The organism is Micromonospora sp. CA-269861 (assembly GCF_050948505.1).
GTDB lineage: Bacteria > Actinomycetota > Actinomycetes > Mycobacteriales > Micromonosporaceae > Micromonospora.
The window spans coordinates 4,182,164-4,198,627 of sequence record NZ_CP192014.1 but is presented as its reverse complement, the minus strand read 5'-3'; the positions used below and the strand labels follow the sequence as shown (position 1 = coordinate 4,198,627).

Sequence of the window (16,464 nt, the reverse complement as noted above, 5' to 3'; positions counted from 1 at the left end):
GGTGCGCTCACCGCAGTGATGAGTTGTCGTCCTCGCGCCCGTCATACCTACGACAGGACATGACGAGGCGGAAGGATGACGCGATGAGTGCGGACACGCGGCTGGAGGAGCTGGGCGTGAGCGGTCTGGGCGAGGTCGAAGAGCCGGCGTTCTCGGGGCTGGCGCAGCGGCACCGGCGGGAGTTGCACGTGCACTGCTACCGGATGCTCGGGTCGTTCGAGGACGCCGAGGACACCGTGCAGGAGACGTTCCTGCGTGCCTGGCGGCGGCGGGAGACGTTCGAGGGGCGGTCGACGTTCCGGGCCTGGCTGTACCGGATCGCCACCAACGCCTGCCTGGACCTGCTCGCCAAGCGCCGCCCGGAGCCGGCGACCGGCGGCGAGGTGCTGTGGTTGCAGCCGTACCCGGACCGCCTGCTCGACGAGCTGCCCGCGGGCGACGCGGACGAGCCGGAGACCCTCGCCGTCGCGCGGGAGACGGTCGAGCTGGCGTACCTGGTGGCGGTCCAGCACCTCGCGCCGCGTCCGCGGGCCGTGCTGATCCTGCGGGAGGTGCTCGGCTGGCCGGCGAAGGAGGTCGCGGAGCTGCTCGGAGACTCGGTCAACTCGGTCAACAGCGCGCTGCAGCGGGCTCGCGCCGGGATGCGGGAGCACCTGCCCGCCGAGCGGCAGGACTGGACCGGCGGCGAGGAGGACGCCGGGACGCGCGAGCTGGTGCGCCGCTTCACCGACGCCAGCGTGGCCACGAACGTCGACGCGCTCGCCGCCATGCTGCGCGACGACGTCCGCTGCTCGATGCCGCCCACGCCGGGTCTGCACGTCGGCCGGAACGCGGTGGTGAACAACTGGGTCGAGGATGGCTTCGACGGCATGACGGGCCTGCGCGCGGTCCCCACCGCGGTGAACCGGCAGCCCGCCGTCGCCTTCTACCAGTGGCGGAAGCAGGAGGGCGCGTACCTGCCGCTGACGATCGACGTCCTGCGGGTCACCGGCGGCGCGATCACCGAGATCATCACCTTCCACGACGACCAGTTCCCGCGGCTCGGGCTGCCGGAGCGCCTGCCGGCGGACGGCACGGAGTAGTCCCGATGTGGACGCTCACGCTGCCCGGTGGCGCGCGTGCCGCGGTGGCCGCGACGGACTGGTACGACGCGTTCGGTGTGGTCACCAGTGGGCGGGTGCAGCTGGAGCTGCGCGACGGCGAGGCCGGGCCGGTGCTCGGCCGCGATGCCGGGTTCTGGCTGCCCGGAAATCGCGGTGTCCTGGTTGGTGCGACACCGCGACTTCACGGAAGCCGAGTTGATTACGGGGGCAGCCGCCTCACGGCCGCGTGACGACACCCAGGTCTGGTTCGAGGGTGATGGCGTCGACGTTGACGTTGCCGTTGTCGGTGGGGCCGAAGACGAGGTCGAGCGAGTGGCCCCGGGCGATCGGCAGCCGCACGGTCTGCTCCGACCAGGTCGGCCAGGTCGCAAGGGTCGGCATCTGCACCTGCACCGACGCCGTTCCGCTGGCCAGAGTCATCGTCTGGGTGGCGCCCATGGCGTTGCCGTACCGCAGCCGGACCAGGTAGTCACCGTCACCGGAGACCGGGGCGGTGAACCGTACGCCGCTGTTCTGGGTCTTGAGGCAGGCCACGAAGCCGCTGCCGGTGTATCCGGCATGGTTGGTCCGTAGGCAGGCCTCACCGAGCAGTTGCGCGGCCTCCGCCTGGAGGGTGCTCGGCCCGGCGGTGAGCGCGGCGGTGGAGGCGAGCAGCGTCGCCGCGACCTCCGGGGTGATCTGCCCGGCCGGAGCGGTGGTGACGCGAGCACCGAACCTGTCGAGAGCCTCCCGCATCGCGGCGGTGTCGTTGGCCGACGCGGACCGGGTCGCGGTGGCGATCTCGCCCAGGAGCCGCCTGGACAGCGCGGGGTCGATGCTCCGCAGGTCCGCGGCCAGCCGCACGTTCCTGGCGACGGAGAGCATCCCGCGTGGAGGCCCGAGTCGAACGCTGAGCAGGTCGTCGATCGCGGTGCGCGCCGTCAGGGTCGCCTCCGTCAGCGGCTGACGATAGAGATCCAGGCGCAGGTTCTGCAGCGCGCGCAGTCGCCCGTTCACGTCGCCGCTGTTCAGCTCGGCCTCGGCCTGGGTCACGCGCTGCTGCAACGTGCTGAGCGCCGCCTGGCTCACGTCGCCGGACCTGTGCAGCTGCTGAAGGAGCCGCTGCATCGAGCGGGTCTGCGGCACCCGGACCTGCTTGCCGTGCTCGCCGGTCGGTGCGCCGACGGCAACCTTGAAATCCTGGTCGGGAACCTGGGTCGCCGGCAGGGTCAGCTCGACGGTGGTGCTCGCCGCTCCGGCGACGCGAACCGTGCGTGTCTCGCCGACGGCGCGACCGTCGACGAACAGCTGCACGGGGAGGGCGGCCACTGTGCTTCCGGTGTTGGTGAGCGGCGCGGTCACGGTCAGCTGCTGGGTGGTCTCGTCCAGTGTCGCCTCGGCGGCGCCGACCTTCGCCCGCGGCGCGGCGTACCAGTCGAGGTCACGCAGGTCCTCGTCGGAGGCGGGCCGGATCCGCACCGCCTGGCCGCCGCCGGCGACCAGCGACATGCTGAGGTCCGTCGACTGTCGGACGAGAACCCTGCGGATCTCGACGGGCAGTGGGTTCCCGCGCCAGGTCGTCTCGGCGGCGTCGGCGTAGATCTCCGCCACGTACGAGCCGCGGGACAGGAACGACAGCGGCGTCGTGAGGGTCCGGTCGTTCTCGTCGGTGATGGCGCCGACGTACCAGGTGTCGCCGTGCCGGCGGGCCGTCGTCGTGTAGTCGCCGATGACGCTGTCGAGCACCCGGCTCTCGTCCCAGGTGGTCGGCAGATCCTTCAGGTACGCGAAGCCGGGGTGCGCGGCGTAGTTCTCCGGGGTGTCCGCGAGCATCTGCAGTGGGCTGTAGAAGATCGTCGAGAGCGCCAGCTGGGCGGTGGAGGTGGTCTGCACGCGGGTGCCGAGCTTGGCCGGGTCCCAGGTCACGTTCAGCACGCCGGGGGTGTAGTCGGCCGGGCCGCCCATGAACCGGGTGAACGGCAGGATGGTGGCCTGCGCCGGCGGGTTGCCGTTCGCGCCCTTGTAGTTCTGCTGCTCCATGCCGGCGACGCCTTCGCCGCTCATCATGTTGGGGTAGGTGCGCGCCAACCCGGTCGGCTTGATCGACTCGTGGGCGTTGATCGTGATGTGGTGCCGGGCGGCGGCGTCGATCACCCGCTGGTAGTGGCGGACCGCCTCCTGGTCGAAGTGGCTGCGGTTCACCCCGCCCAGCAGGAACTTGGTGGCGTAACCGGTCTTGATGGCGTGGATGCCGAGCGCCTCGTACCGGGAGAAGATCTCCTCAAGGTGCCTGTCGTAGTAGTCGACATCGCCGCGGGTCTCGTTGTGCGCGATGTACTCGACGCCGTTCTGCTTGGCGTAGTCGAGCACGGCGGGCAGGTCGAAGTCGGGCTGCGGGGTGAGGAAGTCCTGGTTCGCCCAGTTGCCACCGGCGTTCGTGTTCCAGCCCTCGGCCAGTACGAACTTGGCGCCGGCCTGCTTCGCCAGGTCGATGTACTGCTTGAGGCGGGCCGTGGTGGCGCCATGGGTCGGCCCGTACGTCCAGGTGGTCTGCCGGCGCTGTAGCTCCCACCAGACGCCGACGTAGCTGGCGGGCTTGATCCAGGACGTGTCGTCGGCGCAGATCGCGCAGGGGTCGTTGAGGTTCTCGATGAGGTGGGACTCGGCCAGGTCGCCGGGTCGCTCGCCGATGGTCAGGGTGCGCCACGGGGTGGAGAAGTCGCCGCGCAGCTTCGCCTTCGTGCCGTCCGGCAGGCTGATCAGGTCACTGGAGAACCGTCCGGGCTGCCCCGGCACCGCCTTCAGCGTCATGCTCGGGTAGTCGGTGAGGTCGGCCTCGTGCACCACCAGGTACGTCTTCCCGGTCGCCACGGTGATGGGGGTCTGCGCCGTCGGCACCGCTGACAGCGGCTGGTCGCGGTAGTGCTGCTCGTCGGCGTTCCAGTCCTTGCCGGCGGCAATGGACCAGCTCCGCGCCGCCGGGTCCAGGGTGAACTCGGTGCGCTCGGCGGTCACCGTGTAGTCGTCAACACCTGGCTGGGCCGGGATGTGGTAGCGGATCCCGACGCCGTCGTCGAAGACGCGGACAATGACGTCCAGACGGAACCCTGTGCCCGCCTGCACGGCGTGGACAGTGAGCTCACGAGCGTGGTTGCGGACGGCGCCGTCGGTGCCCCAGAGCGGCTTCCACGTCTCGTCGATGGTGCGGCGTTGCACGGAGACGACGCTCATCGCCTCGGTGAGGCTGGGGCGTCCGGCGAGGTCGAGGCCGAGACCGGAGGCGCCGACGACGACCTTCCCACGGTTCGTCACGCTGTACGAGAGCCGCCCACCGTCATCGCTGACGGCGACGCCCAACGTCCCGTCGGGAGAGCGGACGGCCTGCCCGTCGTTCACCGCGGCGGCCACCGGCTCGGCGGCGTACGCAGGTGCCCCGAGAAGCCCGGACGAGACCGTGAGCGCTGCTGTCACCAGCAGGCCCAGTCTCCGTGTCAACCCTCGACCAACTTGATGCATCCGTCTGTCCCCATCCTTGCCCGAGGCCGTGATCCGGCCGCAACACCTGGGGACCCTAGATCCGAATGATCATGCTCCGGTCATCGGGGCGTCGTCGGACCGCCATCGGTGTTCCGGTCGGGCATGCCGATCTGCTCCCACAGCGACTTCATCTCGCCGAATGCCTGCTCCATCAGCTGCACCATCGCCTGCCGGGCGCGGTCACCGTCGCGTCGCTGGATCGCCTGGGCGACATCGGCGTGCATCTGGAGGGCCTGCTCGTGCGGGTGGTGTGGCATGAGGTGGTGCTTGTGCCGGCCGGTGAGCACCTCCGCCACCAGATCCTGGAGCCGGACGAACATCTCGTTGCCGGAGGCGAGCAGGACGCGCCGGTGGAACTCGATGTCAAGGTGCAGGAAGCGCTCCTCGTCGCCGGCCTCGCCGGCCGCCCACATCTTCGCGGCCAGCCCCACGAGGTCGCTCGCCTCGTCACGGCCGATCCGGCTGGCGGCCAGGAAGGCCGCGTGCGGCTCGACGGCGGTGCGTAGTTCGGTGATCGAGCGGAGCTGGGCCATCCGGCCTGCCGAGGCGAGACGCCAGCGGATCACCTGCGGGTCGAAGACGTTCCACGCGCTGGCCGGCCGGATCATCACGCCCACCCGTCGGCGTGCCTCGATGAAGCCGATCGAGGCCAGCACCCGCAGCACCTCGCGGACGACCGAGCGGGACACCGCGTACCTGTCGACCAGCTCGTCGATGTTGAGGACCGATCCGGGTGCCAGCTCGCCGCCGCAGATGGCGGTGCCGAGGTGTTCGAGGACGCGCGCGTGCAGGCCGGACTCGGCGGGGAGGGCCGGCGCGACTGCAACCTCTGTTGAGGACGGTTCCACCCAAAGATCATATCATTTGTATGTACCTCTTGAGGTAATCAGCTTTTTCGGCCTAGCATCCCGATGTTAAGCGGATGTAACACCGAGGTAGCGGCTCCCACCGGAGCAGCGGCCACGACAGAAGGAGAGACAAGCGTGCGACGTCGATCGATAATCGGCACTTCTCTGGCCGTGGTCACCGCCATGAGCCTGACCGCCTGCGGCGGCGACGGCGGCGGCGAAGACTCGAAGACCGTTCGCGTGACACTGGTCAACCACGTGTGGACAGAGAACATCAAGAAGGTCCTGCCGGAGTTCGAGAAGCAGTCCGGCCTCAAAGTCGAAGTCACCCAGCTCGGTGAGGACCAGCTCTCCGACCAGTACAACGTCAAGCTGAACGCCGGGTCCGACGACCTCGACGTGATGATGTACCGGCCCCTGCAGGAGGGGAAGCTGTTCGGCAAGAACAAGTACCTCGCCGACCTGAGCGAGAAGGCCAAGTCCGACAGCGCCTTCGAGTTCGGTGACTTCCAGGCCGGGCCGTTGCAGGCGACGACCTATGCGGACAAGGTCGTCGGGCTGCCGATCATCACCGAGCAGGAGGTTCTCTACTACCGCAAGGACCTGCTGGCGAAGTCCGGCTTCACCGCGCCGCCCAAGACCCTCGACGAACTCAAGACGCAGGCCGCGAAGGTCGAGGCCGACAACCCGGGCGTCGCCGGATTCGTCGCCCGTACCGGCAAGGCCGCCGCAGTCACCCAGTTCTCCAGCTTCCTCTTCAGCTTCGGCGGCGACTTCGTGGACTCCAGCGGAAAGGCCACCGTCAACACCGAGCAGGCCAAGCAGGCGTACGCCTACTACGGCGGGCTGCTCAGGGACCACGGCCCGGAGAACATCAGCACCGACATGAGCTGGTCGGAGGCGATGGCGATCTTCACCCAGGGCAAGGCCGCCTTCTACACCGAGGCCAACTCGCTCTACAAGAACGCCACCGACCCGACCAAGTCCAAGGTCGTCGACTCCGTCGGCTTCGCACCCTTCCCGGCCGGCCCGGCCGGATCGAAGCCCTACAACATCCCGTCCTGGGCGCTCGGCGTGAACGACAGCTCGGAGAACAAGGACAACGCCTGGAAGTTCATCCAGTGGGCGGCCGGCAAGGAGCAGGCGCTGGCACAGCAGACTGCCGGCGTACCCGGTGCCCGCAGCTCGGTCTGGGCGAACCCGGCGGGTACCGCCTCCTACCCGAAGGACCTTGCCGAGGCCAACACGGTCAGCACCGCCAACGGCGTCGGGCACGACCGTCCGCTGGTGGTCAAGGTGGCCCAGGCACGGGAGATCGTCGGCCAGCCGATCGTCGACGCGATCACCGGCAAGGACGCGGCCAGCTCGGCCGACACGGCGAACGCGGCGTTCCAGAAGTTCCTCGACGACGAGGCGAAGTAACCCACGCGCTGGGCGGCGGGGCCGACGGGCTCCGCCGCCTCGCCGGGACCTGGCCCCTCCAACCCGGAGATCTCAATGTCAGCCGTTCTCACCCCCCGTACCGATTCGCCCGAGGCCCCCGCGGCGTCAGTGGACACGACGTCGGCCTGGTCGCGTTGGGCCAACGAACACCGCAAGTGGCTTTTCGCGGCACCCGCCATGGCGTTCGTCGCCGTGCTGATCATCTTCCCGGTGGCGTGGACCGGGTACCTGAGCCTGACCGACGCCGAGGGTTCGGTGCGCGCCGAGTCGGAGTTCATCGGCTTCCAGAACTACCTCGACGTGCTCACCGACACCGACCGGTTCTGGCCGGCGGTCTGGCGTACGGTCCTCTTCACCGGCGTCGTGTTGTTCTTCGAGGTCATCCTCGGTATGGCGATCGCCCTGCTGCTGTGGCGGCCCTTCCGGGGTGAGAAGTGGGTCCGCGTCGCGATCCTCCTGCCGCTGGTGGCCACTCCGGTGGCGGTCGGCATGATGTGGCGCCTGATCTTCGACCCCAACATCGGGATGGCGAACCAGCTGCTCGGCTGGGTCGGGATCGGCCCCCAGCCCTGGCTGGCCGGGCAGCACTCGGCCCTGCCGACGACGATGTTCATCGACGTCTGGCAGTGGACCCCGATGGTCGTGCTGATCCTGCTCGCCGGGCTCACCTCGCTCTCCGACGAGCCCCAGGAGGCGGCCCGGATCGACGGCGCCAGCAGCTGGCAGCGCTTCCGACACGTCACGCTCCCGCTGCTGATGCCCACGGTGATCGTCGCCATCCTGCTGCGCGGCATCGACGCGCTGAAGACGTTCGACATCCTCTACGCCACCAAGGGTCGCGGCGGCGGGTCGTTCCACGAGGTCGAGACCCTCAACGTGTACGCGTACGGCCTCAGCTTCGACTACAACGACTACGGCGTCTCGTCGACAGTCCTCATCATCTTCTTCCTGATCATCATCGGGGTGATGTGGGCCCTCACCTATCGCAAGAAGGGGCTGGGCCGATGAAGCCGAGCAAGCCGTACCGGGTGTTCCGCACGTCGGCTCTCGTCGTCGTGGTGTTCGCGCTGATGGCGCCGCTGCTCTGGATGATCACCGCGTCGTTCAAGACCAACGTGGACATCTACGACACCGCCAAGGCGTTCGTCTTCTCGCCCAGCCTGAAGAACTACGAGACAGTTCTCCAGCAGGCGAACTATCTCGAGTTCATCGGCAACAGCCTCTGGGTGGCGTTCGCGGCCACCACGCTCTCGCTGCTGCTCGGCGTGCCCGCCGCGTACTCGATGAGCCGGTTCGCCATGAAGAAGTCCGCGCTCGTCGTGCTCATGGCCCGGGTGATCCCCGGCGTCTCGCTCCTGGTGCCCTGGTACTACGTCTTCTCGAACCTGAAGATGGTCGGCGGGTTCACAGTGCTGATCCTGAGCCACATGTTCGTGTCGCTGCCGCTGATCGTCTACATCATGATGGGCTACTTCGACGGCCTGCCCGCCGAGTTGGAAGAGGCCGCGCTCGTCGACGGGCTGACCCACATCGGCGCGTTCCGGCGGATCACCCTGCCGCTGTCGGTGCCCGGCGTCGCGACCGCCGGCATCCTCTCCTTCATCTTCTCCTGGAACAACTTCATGTTCGCGCTGGTGCTCTCCGGCTCGGACACGAAGACGCTCCCCGTCGCGATCTTCGACTTCGTCGGCTACGCCAGCATCGACTGGGGCGGCCTGATGGCCGCGGCGACGGTGGTCACCCTGCCGATCATGCTGATCGCCCTGTTCGTGCAGAAGTACGTCGTCTCCGGCCTCACCGCCGGTGCCACGAAGGGCTGACCGCGTCATGACGACAATCGCCAAGGTCGAGACCTTCCTGGTCGCGCCCCGCTGGCTCTTCGTCCGGATCGAGACGGAGTCCGGCATCGTCGGCTGGGGCGAGGCGACCTGCGAGGGCCGGTCCGAGACCGTACGCACGGCCGTCCACCAGCTCAGCGAGGTGCTGGTGGGTCGGGACGCGCTGCGCATCGAGGACCACTGGCAGGTGCTGACCAAGGGATCCTTTTACCGGGGCGGCCCGATCCTGGCCAGCGCGGTGTCCGGTCTGGACCAGGCGCTCTGGGACATCGCCGGCAAGCACTACGGCGCCCCCGTGCACCAGCTCCTCGGTGGGCCGGTCCGGGACCGGATCCGGGTCTACGGCTGGATCGGCGGTGACGAGCCCGCCGAGATCCGCGACCAGATCAGCGCCCGGATCGAGGCGGGCCTGACCGCGGTGAAGATGAACGCGTCCGGGCGGATGGGCGCGCTCGCCTCGGTCGCCGACCTCGACGCGGTGGTGCAACGGGTGGCCGCCGCCCGCGAGGTCCTCGGCGACGACCGCGACGTCGCTGTCGACTTCCACGGTCGGTTCACCCTCGCCAACGTCCGGCGGGTCGCACCGCTGCTGGAGCCCTACCGACCGTTCTTCCTGGAAGAACCAGTGGTGCCGGAGAACTCGCACCTGATCGGTGAGGTCGTCCGCTGCACGACCACCCCCATCTCGACAGGGGAGCGGCTCTACAACCGGCAGGAGTTCCTGCCCGTGCTCCAGGCCGGCATCGCCGTGGCCCAACCGGACCTCGCGCACGCCGGCGGCATCACCGAGGTTCGCAAGATCGCCACGTTGGCCGAGGTGTACGACGTGCAGCTCGCCCCGCACTGCCCGCTCGGGCCGATCGCTCTCGCCGCCTGCCTCCAGGTCGGCTTCGCCACACCCAACTTCCTGATCCAGGAGCAGAGCATCGGCATCCACTACAACCAGGGCGCCGAGGTGCTCGACTACTGCCTCGACCAGACCCCGCTGACCTTCGTCGACGGGTACGTGCGGCGGTTGACCGCGCCCGGTCTCGGCATCGAGATCGACGAACACGCGGTGCGGACCGCGGACAAGCGCGGGCACGCCTGGCGCAGCCCGACCTGGCGGCACCCCGACGGCTCCTACGCGGAGTGGTGAGACCCCGACCGGTAAGAACGAAAGGCACCCCGTGAAGATCGTCGCAGCAGACATCATCGTGTCCAGCCCCGACCGGAACTTCGTCACCCTCAAGATCACCACCGATGAGGGCCTCACCGGTCTGGGCGACGCCACGCTCAACGGCCGTGAGCTCTCCGTCGCCTCGTACCTGCGCGACCACGTCGCCCCGCTGCTCATGGGCCGCGACGCGCACCGGATCGAGGACACCTGGCAGTTCCTGTACCGGTCGGCGTACTGGCGGCGTGGCCCGGTCACCATGGCGGCCATCGCCGCGGTGGACGTCGCGCTCTGGGACATCCTGGCCAAGGCCGCGGGCATGCCGTTGTACCAACTGCTGGGCGGGGCGTCGCGGACCGGCATCATGGCGTACGGGCACGCGTCGGGGCGGGACATCCCCGAGCTGTTCGACTCGATCCGCCGCCACCTCGACGAGGGCTTCCGGTCGATCCGGGTGCAGACGTCGGTGCCGGGGATCAACGCGGTCTACGGTGTGGCCGCCCAGCCCAGCGCCACCGGCCAGCGCTACGACTACGAGCCCGCGCAGCGCACTCCGCTGCCCGTCGAGGAGGACTGGGACACCCGCGCGTACCTGCGCCACCTGCCGTCGGTCTTCGAGGCGGTCCGCGGCGAGTTCGGCCCGGAGTTGCCGCTGCTGCACGACGGTCACCACCGGATGACCCCGATCCAGGCCGCCAAGCTCGGCAAGGCCCTCGAACCGTACGACCTGTTCTGGCTGGAGGACTGCACCCCGGCCGAGAACCAGGAGGCGTTGCGGCTGGTGCGCCAGCACACCACCACCCCGCTGGCCATCGGTGAGGTCTTCAACACGGTCTGGGACTACCAGACGCTGATCCGGGAGCAGTTGATCGACTACGTCCGCTCCGCGGTCACCCACACCGGCGGCATCACCGCCATGCGCAAGCTGCTCGACTTCGCCGCCCAGTACCAGATCAAGTCCGGCATCCACGGCCCCACCGACATCTCCCCGGTGGGTATGGCCGCGGCGCTGCACCTGGACCTGGCCATCCACAACTTCGGGATCCAGGAGTACATGAAGCACACCCCGCTGGCCAACGAGGTGTTCCGGCAGTCGTTCACCTTCACCGACGGCTACCTGCACCCGGGCGACCAGCCGGGGCTCGGGGTGGAGCTCGACGAGGAGGCGGCGGCCCGATTCCCGTACGAGCCCGCGTACCTGCCGTTCAACCGGCTCAAGGACGGCACGGTCCATGACTGGTGAGCGGCGCGGCGCCCGGCCCAGCCGGCACGTCGTGGTGATGGGCGTCTCCGGGGCCGGCAAGACCACTGTGGCGCGTGGGATCAGCGCGGCGACCGGGCTGACGTTCGCCGAGGCGGACGAGTTCCACTCCCCGGAGAACGTGGCGCGGATGCGTTCCGGTGTGCCGCTGGACGACACCACCCGGTGGCCCTGGCTGCGGGACATCGCGTCGTGGATCACCGATCGCGGCGCTGACGGCCGGTCGACGGTGCTGGCCTGCTCGGCGTTGAAGCGGTCGTACCGGGACGTGCTCCGCCGGGGCCCGCTGCGGGTGGACTTCGTGCACCTGGACGGGCCGGCGGAGGTCATCCGAGCCCGACTGGCCCGGCGTGAGGGGCACTACATGCCGGCGAGTCTGCTGGAGTCGCAGCTCGCCACGTTGGAACCGGCCGAGCCGGACGAGTCGGTGCTCGTACTCGATGTGTCGTTGGCCCCGGAGGCCCTGGTCGCGGCGGCCGTCAGGGGCCTCGGCCTGCCGGTCTCGGCGCCGGTGGGGGAGCGGTAGCCGACCCTGCAAGCCGGTTGCAGGGGGCCTGCAGGACGACCGTTGGACAGTCGGTGTCCCGGCGAGCGACAGCTCGCCGGGACACCGCGTCAGCTTTGGTGAGGAGTGTGTTGAAGACTAAGCGCTGGCTCGCTGCGGCGGGCATGTCGTTGGCCCTGATCACCGGGTCGTTCCTGTTCGCCGCGCCAGCAATGGCGGACACCTGGATCAAGACCTCGGACGACAATCCCGGCGGCGACCTGATGTTCAAGGCCTACGGCGACATCGTCGAGGTCTGTGACCTTCAGGCCGACGGTTTCTATGTCGATGGTCGGGTGTACTACGGCTCCACATTGATCTACAAGATTCAGGCACACGGTAACGACACCTGCACGATGGCGCGGGCGAGCCAGGGCGGGTCGCATGACCTCGTCGAGGGCCGGGAGTACCGGATCGTGGTGTGTCTCGACAACGCCGACGGCGGGCTGCGGTTCTGCCGCAGCATCAACCAGACCGCCTAGGTCGAGGGGAAACGCAGATGAGATTGCGTCGTACGCTGGCCAGCCTCGGCATGTCCGGTGCAGCCGTCCTGGCTGCACTGGCGGTAGCCGTGCCCGCCCACGCGAGCTTCGGCCCGGTCTGGACGTGGAACGGCGACGGCGGTTCGATGACCTTCACCAGCCACGGGGATGTGCTCACCGTGTGCGATGAGGAAGCCGACGGCCGTTACGCCGACCTGCGGGTCTACACCGCCAGCACCCTTATCCACCGCTACACCATCCAGGCCAAGAGCAACGGGAGTTGTGTCACCCGGTCGGCCTCCAACGGCGGGGTCCACGACCTGGTGGAGGGCGTCACCTACAAGTTCGTGCTCTGCCTCGACTGGGGCGGCGGGGATCGGTACAACTGCGTCACCGAGTACGACCAGGCCTGATCGGCTTGTGCACGAGGGCACGGCGGCGGTCATCGGACCGTCGCCGCGCCTCCGTGCCACCGGGTGCTTCCGTCGAGACCGTCGGGTGCCCTCCCGTCCGGCCCGGTCCAGCGACGGCATGTTAGGTTAGCCTGCCCTTATCGTAGTGGAGTCTGCCGCCATGCCCTCACCCATCCGAGCATGACCGTCGCCAAGATCAGCGCCGGAGTGGTGTTCCGCCGCGCCCTGCGCCGACAGCGCGGTCGTGTCCTCCTCGGCATCGCGCTGCTCTGCACGCACCAGGCCACCGAAGCGCTCGTCCCGGTCGCCATCGGCGTGGTCATCGACCGGGCGGTAGCCACCGGGGACGTGCGCGCCCTGCTGCTCTCGCTCGCCGGGCTGGCCGCCCTGTTCACCGTCCTCGCCTTCGCCTACCGGGCCGGCGCCCGGCTGGCCTTCGCCGCGGTGGAGCACGAGGCACACGCCATCCGCGTCGAGATCGCCCGCCGCGCCCTCGACCCACGAGGGCACAGCTCGGGCATGCGCGACGGAGAGCTGCTCTCCGTCACCGCGTCCGACGCCGAACTGTCCGCGCTCGTCGTGCGGGTCGTGGGGCTCAGCGCCGCGGCGCTCACCGCCATCACTGTCGCGGCTGTCGCGCTGCTCGTCGTCGACATCCCCCTCGGCCTCGGGGTGCTCGTCGGCGTACCTCTGCTGGTCGTCGCCCTCCAGCGGATGGCGCCGCTGCTCACCCGGCGCAGCACGTCGCAGCAGGAGGCCCTCGCGGCCACGACCGCCCTCGCCGTCGACCTCGTCAGCGGCCTGCGCGTGCTGCGCGGCATCGGCGCACAGGATCACGCCGCCCGCCGGTACGCGGGCGCCAGCCGCCACGCGCTCGACGTCACCCTGCGCGCCGCCACCACCAAGGGCCTGCACCTCGGGCTCACCACCACTGTCAACGGCCTCTTCCTCGCGACTGTCGCCGGAGCCGCGGGCTGGCTCGCGCTGCAGGGCCGGCTCACCATCGGCGAACTCGTCGCGGTGGTCGGTCTCGCCCAGTTCATCGCCGAGCCGGTGCAGACGCTCGGGTACTGCGTCCAGTTGTTCGCCATGGCCCGAGCCTCCGCGGGACGGGTCGCCCGGGTCCTCGGCGCCGCGCCCGTCGTCCAGCCGGGTGACGCCGGGCCGCCCGCCCCGAGTCAGTCCCGGCTCGCCCTCGACTCGGTCTCGTACGCGGGCCTCGACGACGTCAGCCTGCGCGTCCGCGCCGGTGAGATCCTGGGGGTGCTCGCCTACGACCCGAGCGAGGCCGAGGCGCTCGTCGCGTTGCTGGCCGGCCGGGTGCCCCGCGCGGAGCACCGGGGGACGCTCCGCGTCGACGGCGTGCCCGCCGACGAGCTGCACATCGACGCCGCGCGCGCCGTGGTCCTGGTCGAGCAGCACGACGTGGCGCTGTTCGAGGGGACGCTGCGCGCCAATCTCAGCGCCGGTGCCGCCGTCGACGACGGGGTCCTGCGTGCCGCCGTGCGGGCTGCCGCAGCCGAGGACGTGCTCGCCGCGCACCCGCACGGGTTGGACCGCCTGCTCACCGAGCGCGGGGCGAACCTCTCCGGTGGGCAGCGGCAGCGGATCGGGCTGGCGAGGGCGCTCGTCGCCGACCCGCCGGTGCTGGTGCTGCACAACCCCACCACGGCTGTCGACTCGGTGACCGAGGGATTGCTCGCCGCGAGGCTGGCCGCGGCACGCGGGACGGGAACCCGCGGCACGGTGCTGATCACCACCAGCCCGGCGCTGCTGCGGATCACCGACCGGGTCGCGGTGATCGACCGGGGACGTGTCGTCGCCGAGGGCCCGCACGAGCGGTTGCTCACCAGCGACGCCCGCTACCGCGAGGAGACCCTGCGATGACATCCGAGCCGATCACCCGGCACCTGCTGCCGACGGCCACCGGCCGGCAGACCTGGGCCGCCCTCCGTACCGAGCTGGCCCTCCTGCCGGGGCTCAGCACCGTGGCCGGCACGTTGCTGGTCGCCGCCGCCGCGACCGGGCTCGTCGCCCCCTGGGTGCTCGGTCGCCTCGTCGACGACGTCATCGCCGGGACCGACACACCGCGGGTGGTGGCCTGGGCCGGCGTGATCGCGGGCGCCGCCGTGCTCGCGGGACTCCTCACCGCGGCCGGAGCGGCGGTCGCCGCGCGCCTCGGCGAGACCGTGCTGGCCCGACTCCGGGAGCGGGTCCTCGACCGCGCCCTGCACCTGCCGTCGGCCACCCTGGAGAGGGCCGGGACCGGCGACCTGGTGGCCCGTGCCGGCGACGACGTGGCAGTGGTGACGAACGTGATCGCCACCAGCGGCCCCGCCTTCCTCGGCGCGCTGCTGTCCGTCGTGCTGACCGCAGCGGGGCTCTTCGCCCTCGACTGGCGGCTCGGCATCGCCGGGCTGGTCGCCGCCCCGGCGTACGCGGTAGCGCTGCGCTGGTACCTGAAGCGTTCGGTGCCGTACTACGCCCGGGAGCGGGTGGCGACGGGTGAACGCGCGCAGGCGACGGCCGAGGCGCTGCGGGGCGCGGCGACCGTGCGCGCCTACCGGATGGAGGACGCCCACGTCGCCCGGATCGCGGACCGCTCCGGCGTCGCCCGCGACCTGTCGCTGGAGATCTTCGGTCTCTTCACCCGCTTCGGGCTGCGCATCAACCGCTCGGAGTTCGTGGGGCTCGCCGCCGTGCTGCTCGCCGGCTTCCTGCTGGTACGCGGCGACCTGGCCACCGTCGGCGCCGCCACCACGGCCGCGCTCTACTTCCACCGCCTCTTCAACCCCATCGGCCTGCTGCTGTTCGAGTCGGACTCGGTGTTGCAGGCCGGGGCCAGCCTCGCCCGACTCGTCGGGGTCACCACACTGCCGGACACCGCGGCCCCCGTCGGCGCCGAACCCACCCGCCCCGATCGGGCCGTACCGGCGGCACTGGAGGTGACAGTCGCGCAGCACCGCTACGACGACGGGCCGGTCGTGCTGCGGGACATCGCCCTGCGTCTCGCACCCGGGGAGCGCGTCGCTCTCGTCGGCGCGAGCGGTGCGGGCAAGAGCACCCTGGCCGGCATCATCGCCGGCATCATCGCGCCCACCGACGGTGCGGTGACGCTGCGTGGAGTGCCGCTGGCACAGCTCGGTGAGCACCGCCTCCGTCGCGAGATCGCCCTGATCAGCCAGGAGGTGCACGTCTTCGCCGGGCCGCTCGCCGACGACCTGCGCCTCGCCAACCCGGACGCCACCGACGCCGAGATCGTCACCGCCCTCGACCTCGTCGGCGCCACCGAGTGGGTGCGGACCCTGCCGGACGGTCTCGCCACCGCGGTGGGGGAGGGCGGGCGGCAGCTCACCTCGGCCCAGGCCCAGCAGCTCGCGCTGGCCCGCCTCATCCTCGCCGATCCCGCCGTCGCGGTCCTCGACGAGGCCACCGCCGAGGCGGGTAGCGCGGGCGCCCGCGACCTGGACCGCGCCGCCGTGGCGGCCACCGAGGGCCGTACCACGCTTGTCGTCGCCCACCGGCTCAGCCAGGCGGCCACCGCGGACCGCATCGTCGTCCTGGACCAGGGGCGGGTCGCCGAGCACGGCACGCACGCCGAGCTGCTCAGGGCCGGGGGCGGGTACAGCCAGCTGTGGCGCTCGTGGAGCATGCCCGACCTCGTGGTCCCGAGGGAACGCGAGAGCGCGGACCAGCCCGTTTCGAGCTGAGCGGACCCCGTTCCGTCACCTCGGACATCCGCCAGATCAGTCGAAGGTGGGAACCCCGGGAACTTTTCCGACCCGGCCGGCGACCACCAGAGTGCGCGGCCGACCGGCGGCGCTCCGACGACGGCATCTCGGCATGAGGGAGCGCCCGTG

Annotated in this window: 14 protein-coding genes; 12 read left to right on the top strand and 2 right to left on the bottom strand. The window is 70.3% G+C overall.

Annotated features, from left to right (window positions below):
- The first annotated feature begins 83 nt into the window (after positions 1–83).
- Entirely contained in the window at positions 84–1,082 is a 999-nt protein-coding gene (locus ACQP0U_RS19240) for an RNA polymerase subunit sigma-70 (RefSeq protein ID WP_433308946.1), read from the top strand.
- Between the two features lie 5 nt (positions 1,083–1,087).
- Positions 1,088–1,333 carry a hypothetical protein gene (locus tag ACQP0U_RS19235; protein ID WP_433308944.1) on the top strand — a complete coding sequence of 82 codons (246 nt, stop codon included), beginning with the start codon at positions 1,088–1,090 and terminating at the stop codon, positions 1,331–1,333.
- Here the strand turns inward: ACQP0U_RS19235 and ACQP0U_RS19230 are convergent.
- Together ACQP0U_RS19230 and ACQP0U_RS19225 are read right to left on the bottom strand one after the other, a co-directional pair.
- Positions 1,320–4,577 (bottom strand): glycoside hydrolase family 97 catalytic domain-containing protein, encoded by a 3,258-nt coding sequence (locus ACQP0U_RS19230; protein ID WP_433308942.1) that lies wholly within the window; start codon positions 4,575–4,577, stop codon positions 1,320–1,322. The genes ACQP0U_RS19235 and ACQP0U_RS19230 overlap by 14 nt on opposite strands.
- A 101-nt stretch (positions 4,578–4,678) precedes the next feature.
- Complete coding sequence (locus ACQP0U_RS19225) at positions 4,679–5,467, bottom strand: FadR/GntR family transcriptional regulator (RefSeq protein ID WP_433308941.1); 789 nt, start codon at positions 5,465–5,467, stop codon at positions 4,679–4,681.
- 135 nt (positions 5,468–5,602) lie between these two features.
- Here ACQP0U_RS19225 and ACQP0U_RS19220 point away from each other — a divergent pair, with 135 nt between their 5' ends.
- The 10 genes from ACQP0U_RS19220 (at position 5,603) to ACQP0U_RS19175 (ending at position 16,314) form a co-directional block, all read left to right on the top strand.
- Complete coding sequence (locus tag ACQP0U_RS19220) at positions 5,603–6,889, top strand: ABC transporter substrate-binding protein (protein ID WP_433308939.1); 1,287 nt, start codon at positions 5,603–5,605, stop codon at positions 6,887–6,889.
- Positions 6,890–6,964: 75 nt separating this feature from the next.
- On the top strand, positions 6,965–7,918 hold the full coding sequence (locus tag ACQP0U_RS19215) for a carbohydrate ABC transporter permease (protein ID WP_433308937.1): 954 nt from the start codon (positions 6,965–6,967) through the stop codon (positions 7,916–7,918).
- Complete coding sequence (locus ACQP0U_RS19210; protein ID WP_433308935.1) at positions 7,915–8,730, top strand: carbohydrate ABC transporter permease; 816 nt, start codon at positions 7,915–7,917, stop codon at positions 8,728–8,730. The genes ACQP0U_RS19215 and ACQP0U_RS19210 overlap by 4 nt, the downstream gene beginning before the upstream one ends.
- 7 nt (positions 8,731–8,737) lie before the next feature.
- Entirely contained in the window at positions 8,738–9,886 is a 1,149-nt protein-coding gene (dgoD, locus tag ACQP0U_RS19205) for a galactonate dehydratase (RefSeq protein ID WP_433308934.1), read from the top strand.
- Between the two features lie 31 nt (positions 9,887–9,917).
- A complete protein-coding gene (gene manD, locus ACQP0U_RS19200) occupies positions 9,918–11,147 on the top strand; it encodes a D-mannonate dehydratase ManD (RefSeq protein ID WP_433308932.1) in 1,230 nt (409 codons plus the stop codon).
- Entirely contained in the window at positions 11,137–11,691 is a 555-nt protein-coding gene (locus ACQP0U_RS19195; RefSeq protein WP_433308930.1) for a gluconokinase, read from the top strand. Before manD ends, ACQP0U_RS19195 begins: the two co-directional genes overlap by 11 nt.
- Before the next feature lie 110 nt (positions 11,692–11,801).
- Positions 11,802–12,191, top strand: coding sequence for a hypothetical protein (locus tag ACQP0U_RS19190; RefSeq protein ID WP_433308929.1), 390 nt, complete (start codon positions 11,802–11,804; stop codon positions 12,189–12,191).
- Positions 12,192–12,208: 17 nt separating this feature from the next.
- Positions 12,209–12,604 carry a hypothetical protein gene (locus tag ACQP0U_RS19185; RefSeq protein ID WP_433308927.1) on the top strand — a complete coding sequence of 132 codons (396 nt, stop codon included), beginning with the start codon at positions 12,209–12,211 and terminating at the stop codon, positions 12,602–12,604.
- A gap of 180 nt (positions 12,605–12,784) precedes the next feature.
- A complete protein-coding gene (locus tag ACQP0U_RS19180; protein ID WP_433308925.1) occupies positions 12,785–14,491 on the top strand; it encodes an ABC transporter transmembrane domain-containing protein in 1,707 nt (568 codons plus the stop codon).
- Positions 14,488–16,314: an ABC transporter ATP-binding protein gene (locus ACQP0U_RS19175; RefSeq protein WP_433308924.1), complete on the top strand. Its 1,827-nt coding sequence runs from the start codon at positions 14,488–14,490 to the stop codon at positions 16,312–16,314. The genes ACQP0U_RS19180 and ACQP0U_RS19175 overlap by 4 nt, the downstream gene beginning before the upstream one ends.
- The last annotated feature ends 150 nt before the right edge of the window (positions 16,315–16,464 follow it).

What these genes read in the sequence shown, in the direction of transcription:
- ACQP0U_RS19240 (WP_433308946.1), top strand. Translation starts at nt 84, where the DNA reads ATGAGTGCGGACACGCGGCTGGAGGAGCTGGGCGTGAGCGGTCTGGGC.
- ACQP0U_RS19235 (WP_433308944.1), top strand. Translation starts at nt 1,088, where the DNA reads ATGTGGACGCTCACGCTGCCCGGTGGCGCGCGTGCCGCGGTGGCCGCG.
- ACQP0U_RS19215 (WP_433308937.1), top strand. Translation starts at nt 6,965, where the DNA reads ATGTCAGCCGTTCTCACCCCCCGTACCGATTCGCCCGAGGCCCCCGCG.
- ACQP0U_RS19210 (WP_433308935.1), top strand. Translation starts at nt 7,915, where the DNA reads ATGAAGCCGAGCAAGCCGTACCGGGTGTTCCGCACGTCGGCTCTCGTC.
- dgoD (WP_433308934.1), top strand. Translation starts at nt 8,738, where the DNA reads ATGACGACAATCGCCAAGGTCGAGACCTTCCTGGTCGCGCCCCGCTGG.
- ACQP0U_RS19195 (WP_433308930.1), top strand. Translation starts at nt 11,137, where the DNA reads ATGACTGGTGAGCGGCGCGGCGCCCGGCCCAGCCGGCACGTCGTGGTG.
- ACQP0U_RS19185 (WP_433308927.1), top strand. Translation starts at nt 12,209, where the DNA reads ATGAGATTGCGTCGTACGCTGGCCAGCCTCGGCATGTCCGGTGCAGCC.
- ACQP0U_RS19180 (WP_433308925.1), top strand. Translation starts at nt 12,785, where the DNA reads ATGACCGTCGCCAAGATCAGCGCCGGAGTGGTGTTCCGCCGCGCCCTG.
- ACQP0U_RS19175 (WP_433308924.1), top strand. Translation starts at nt 14,488, where the DNA reads ATGACATCCGAGCCGATCACCCGGCACCTGCTGCCGACGGCCACCGGC.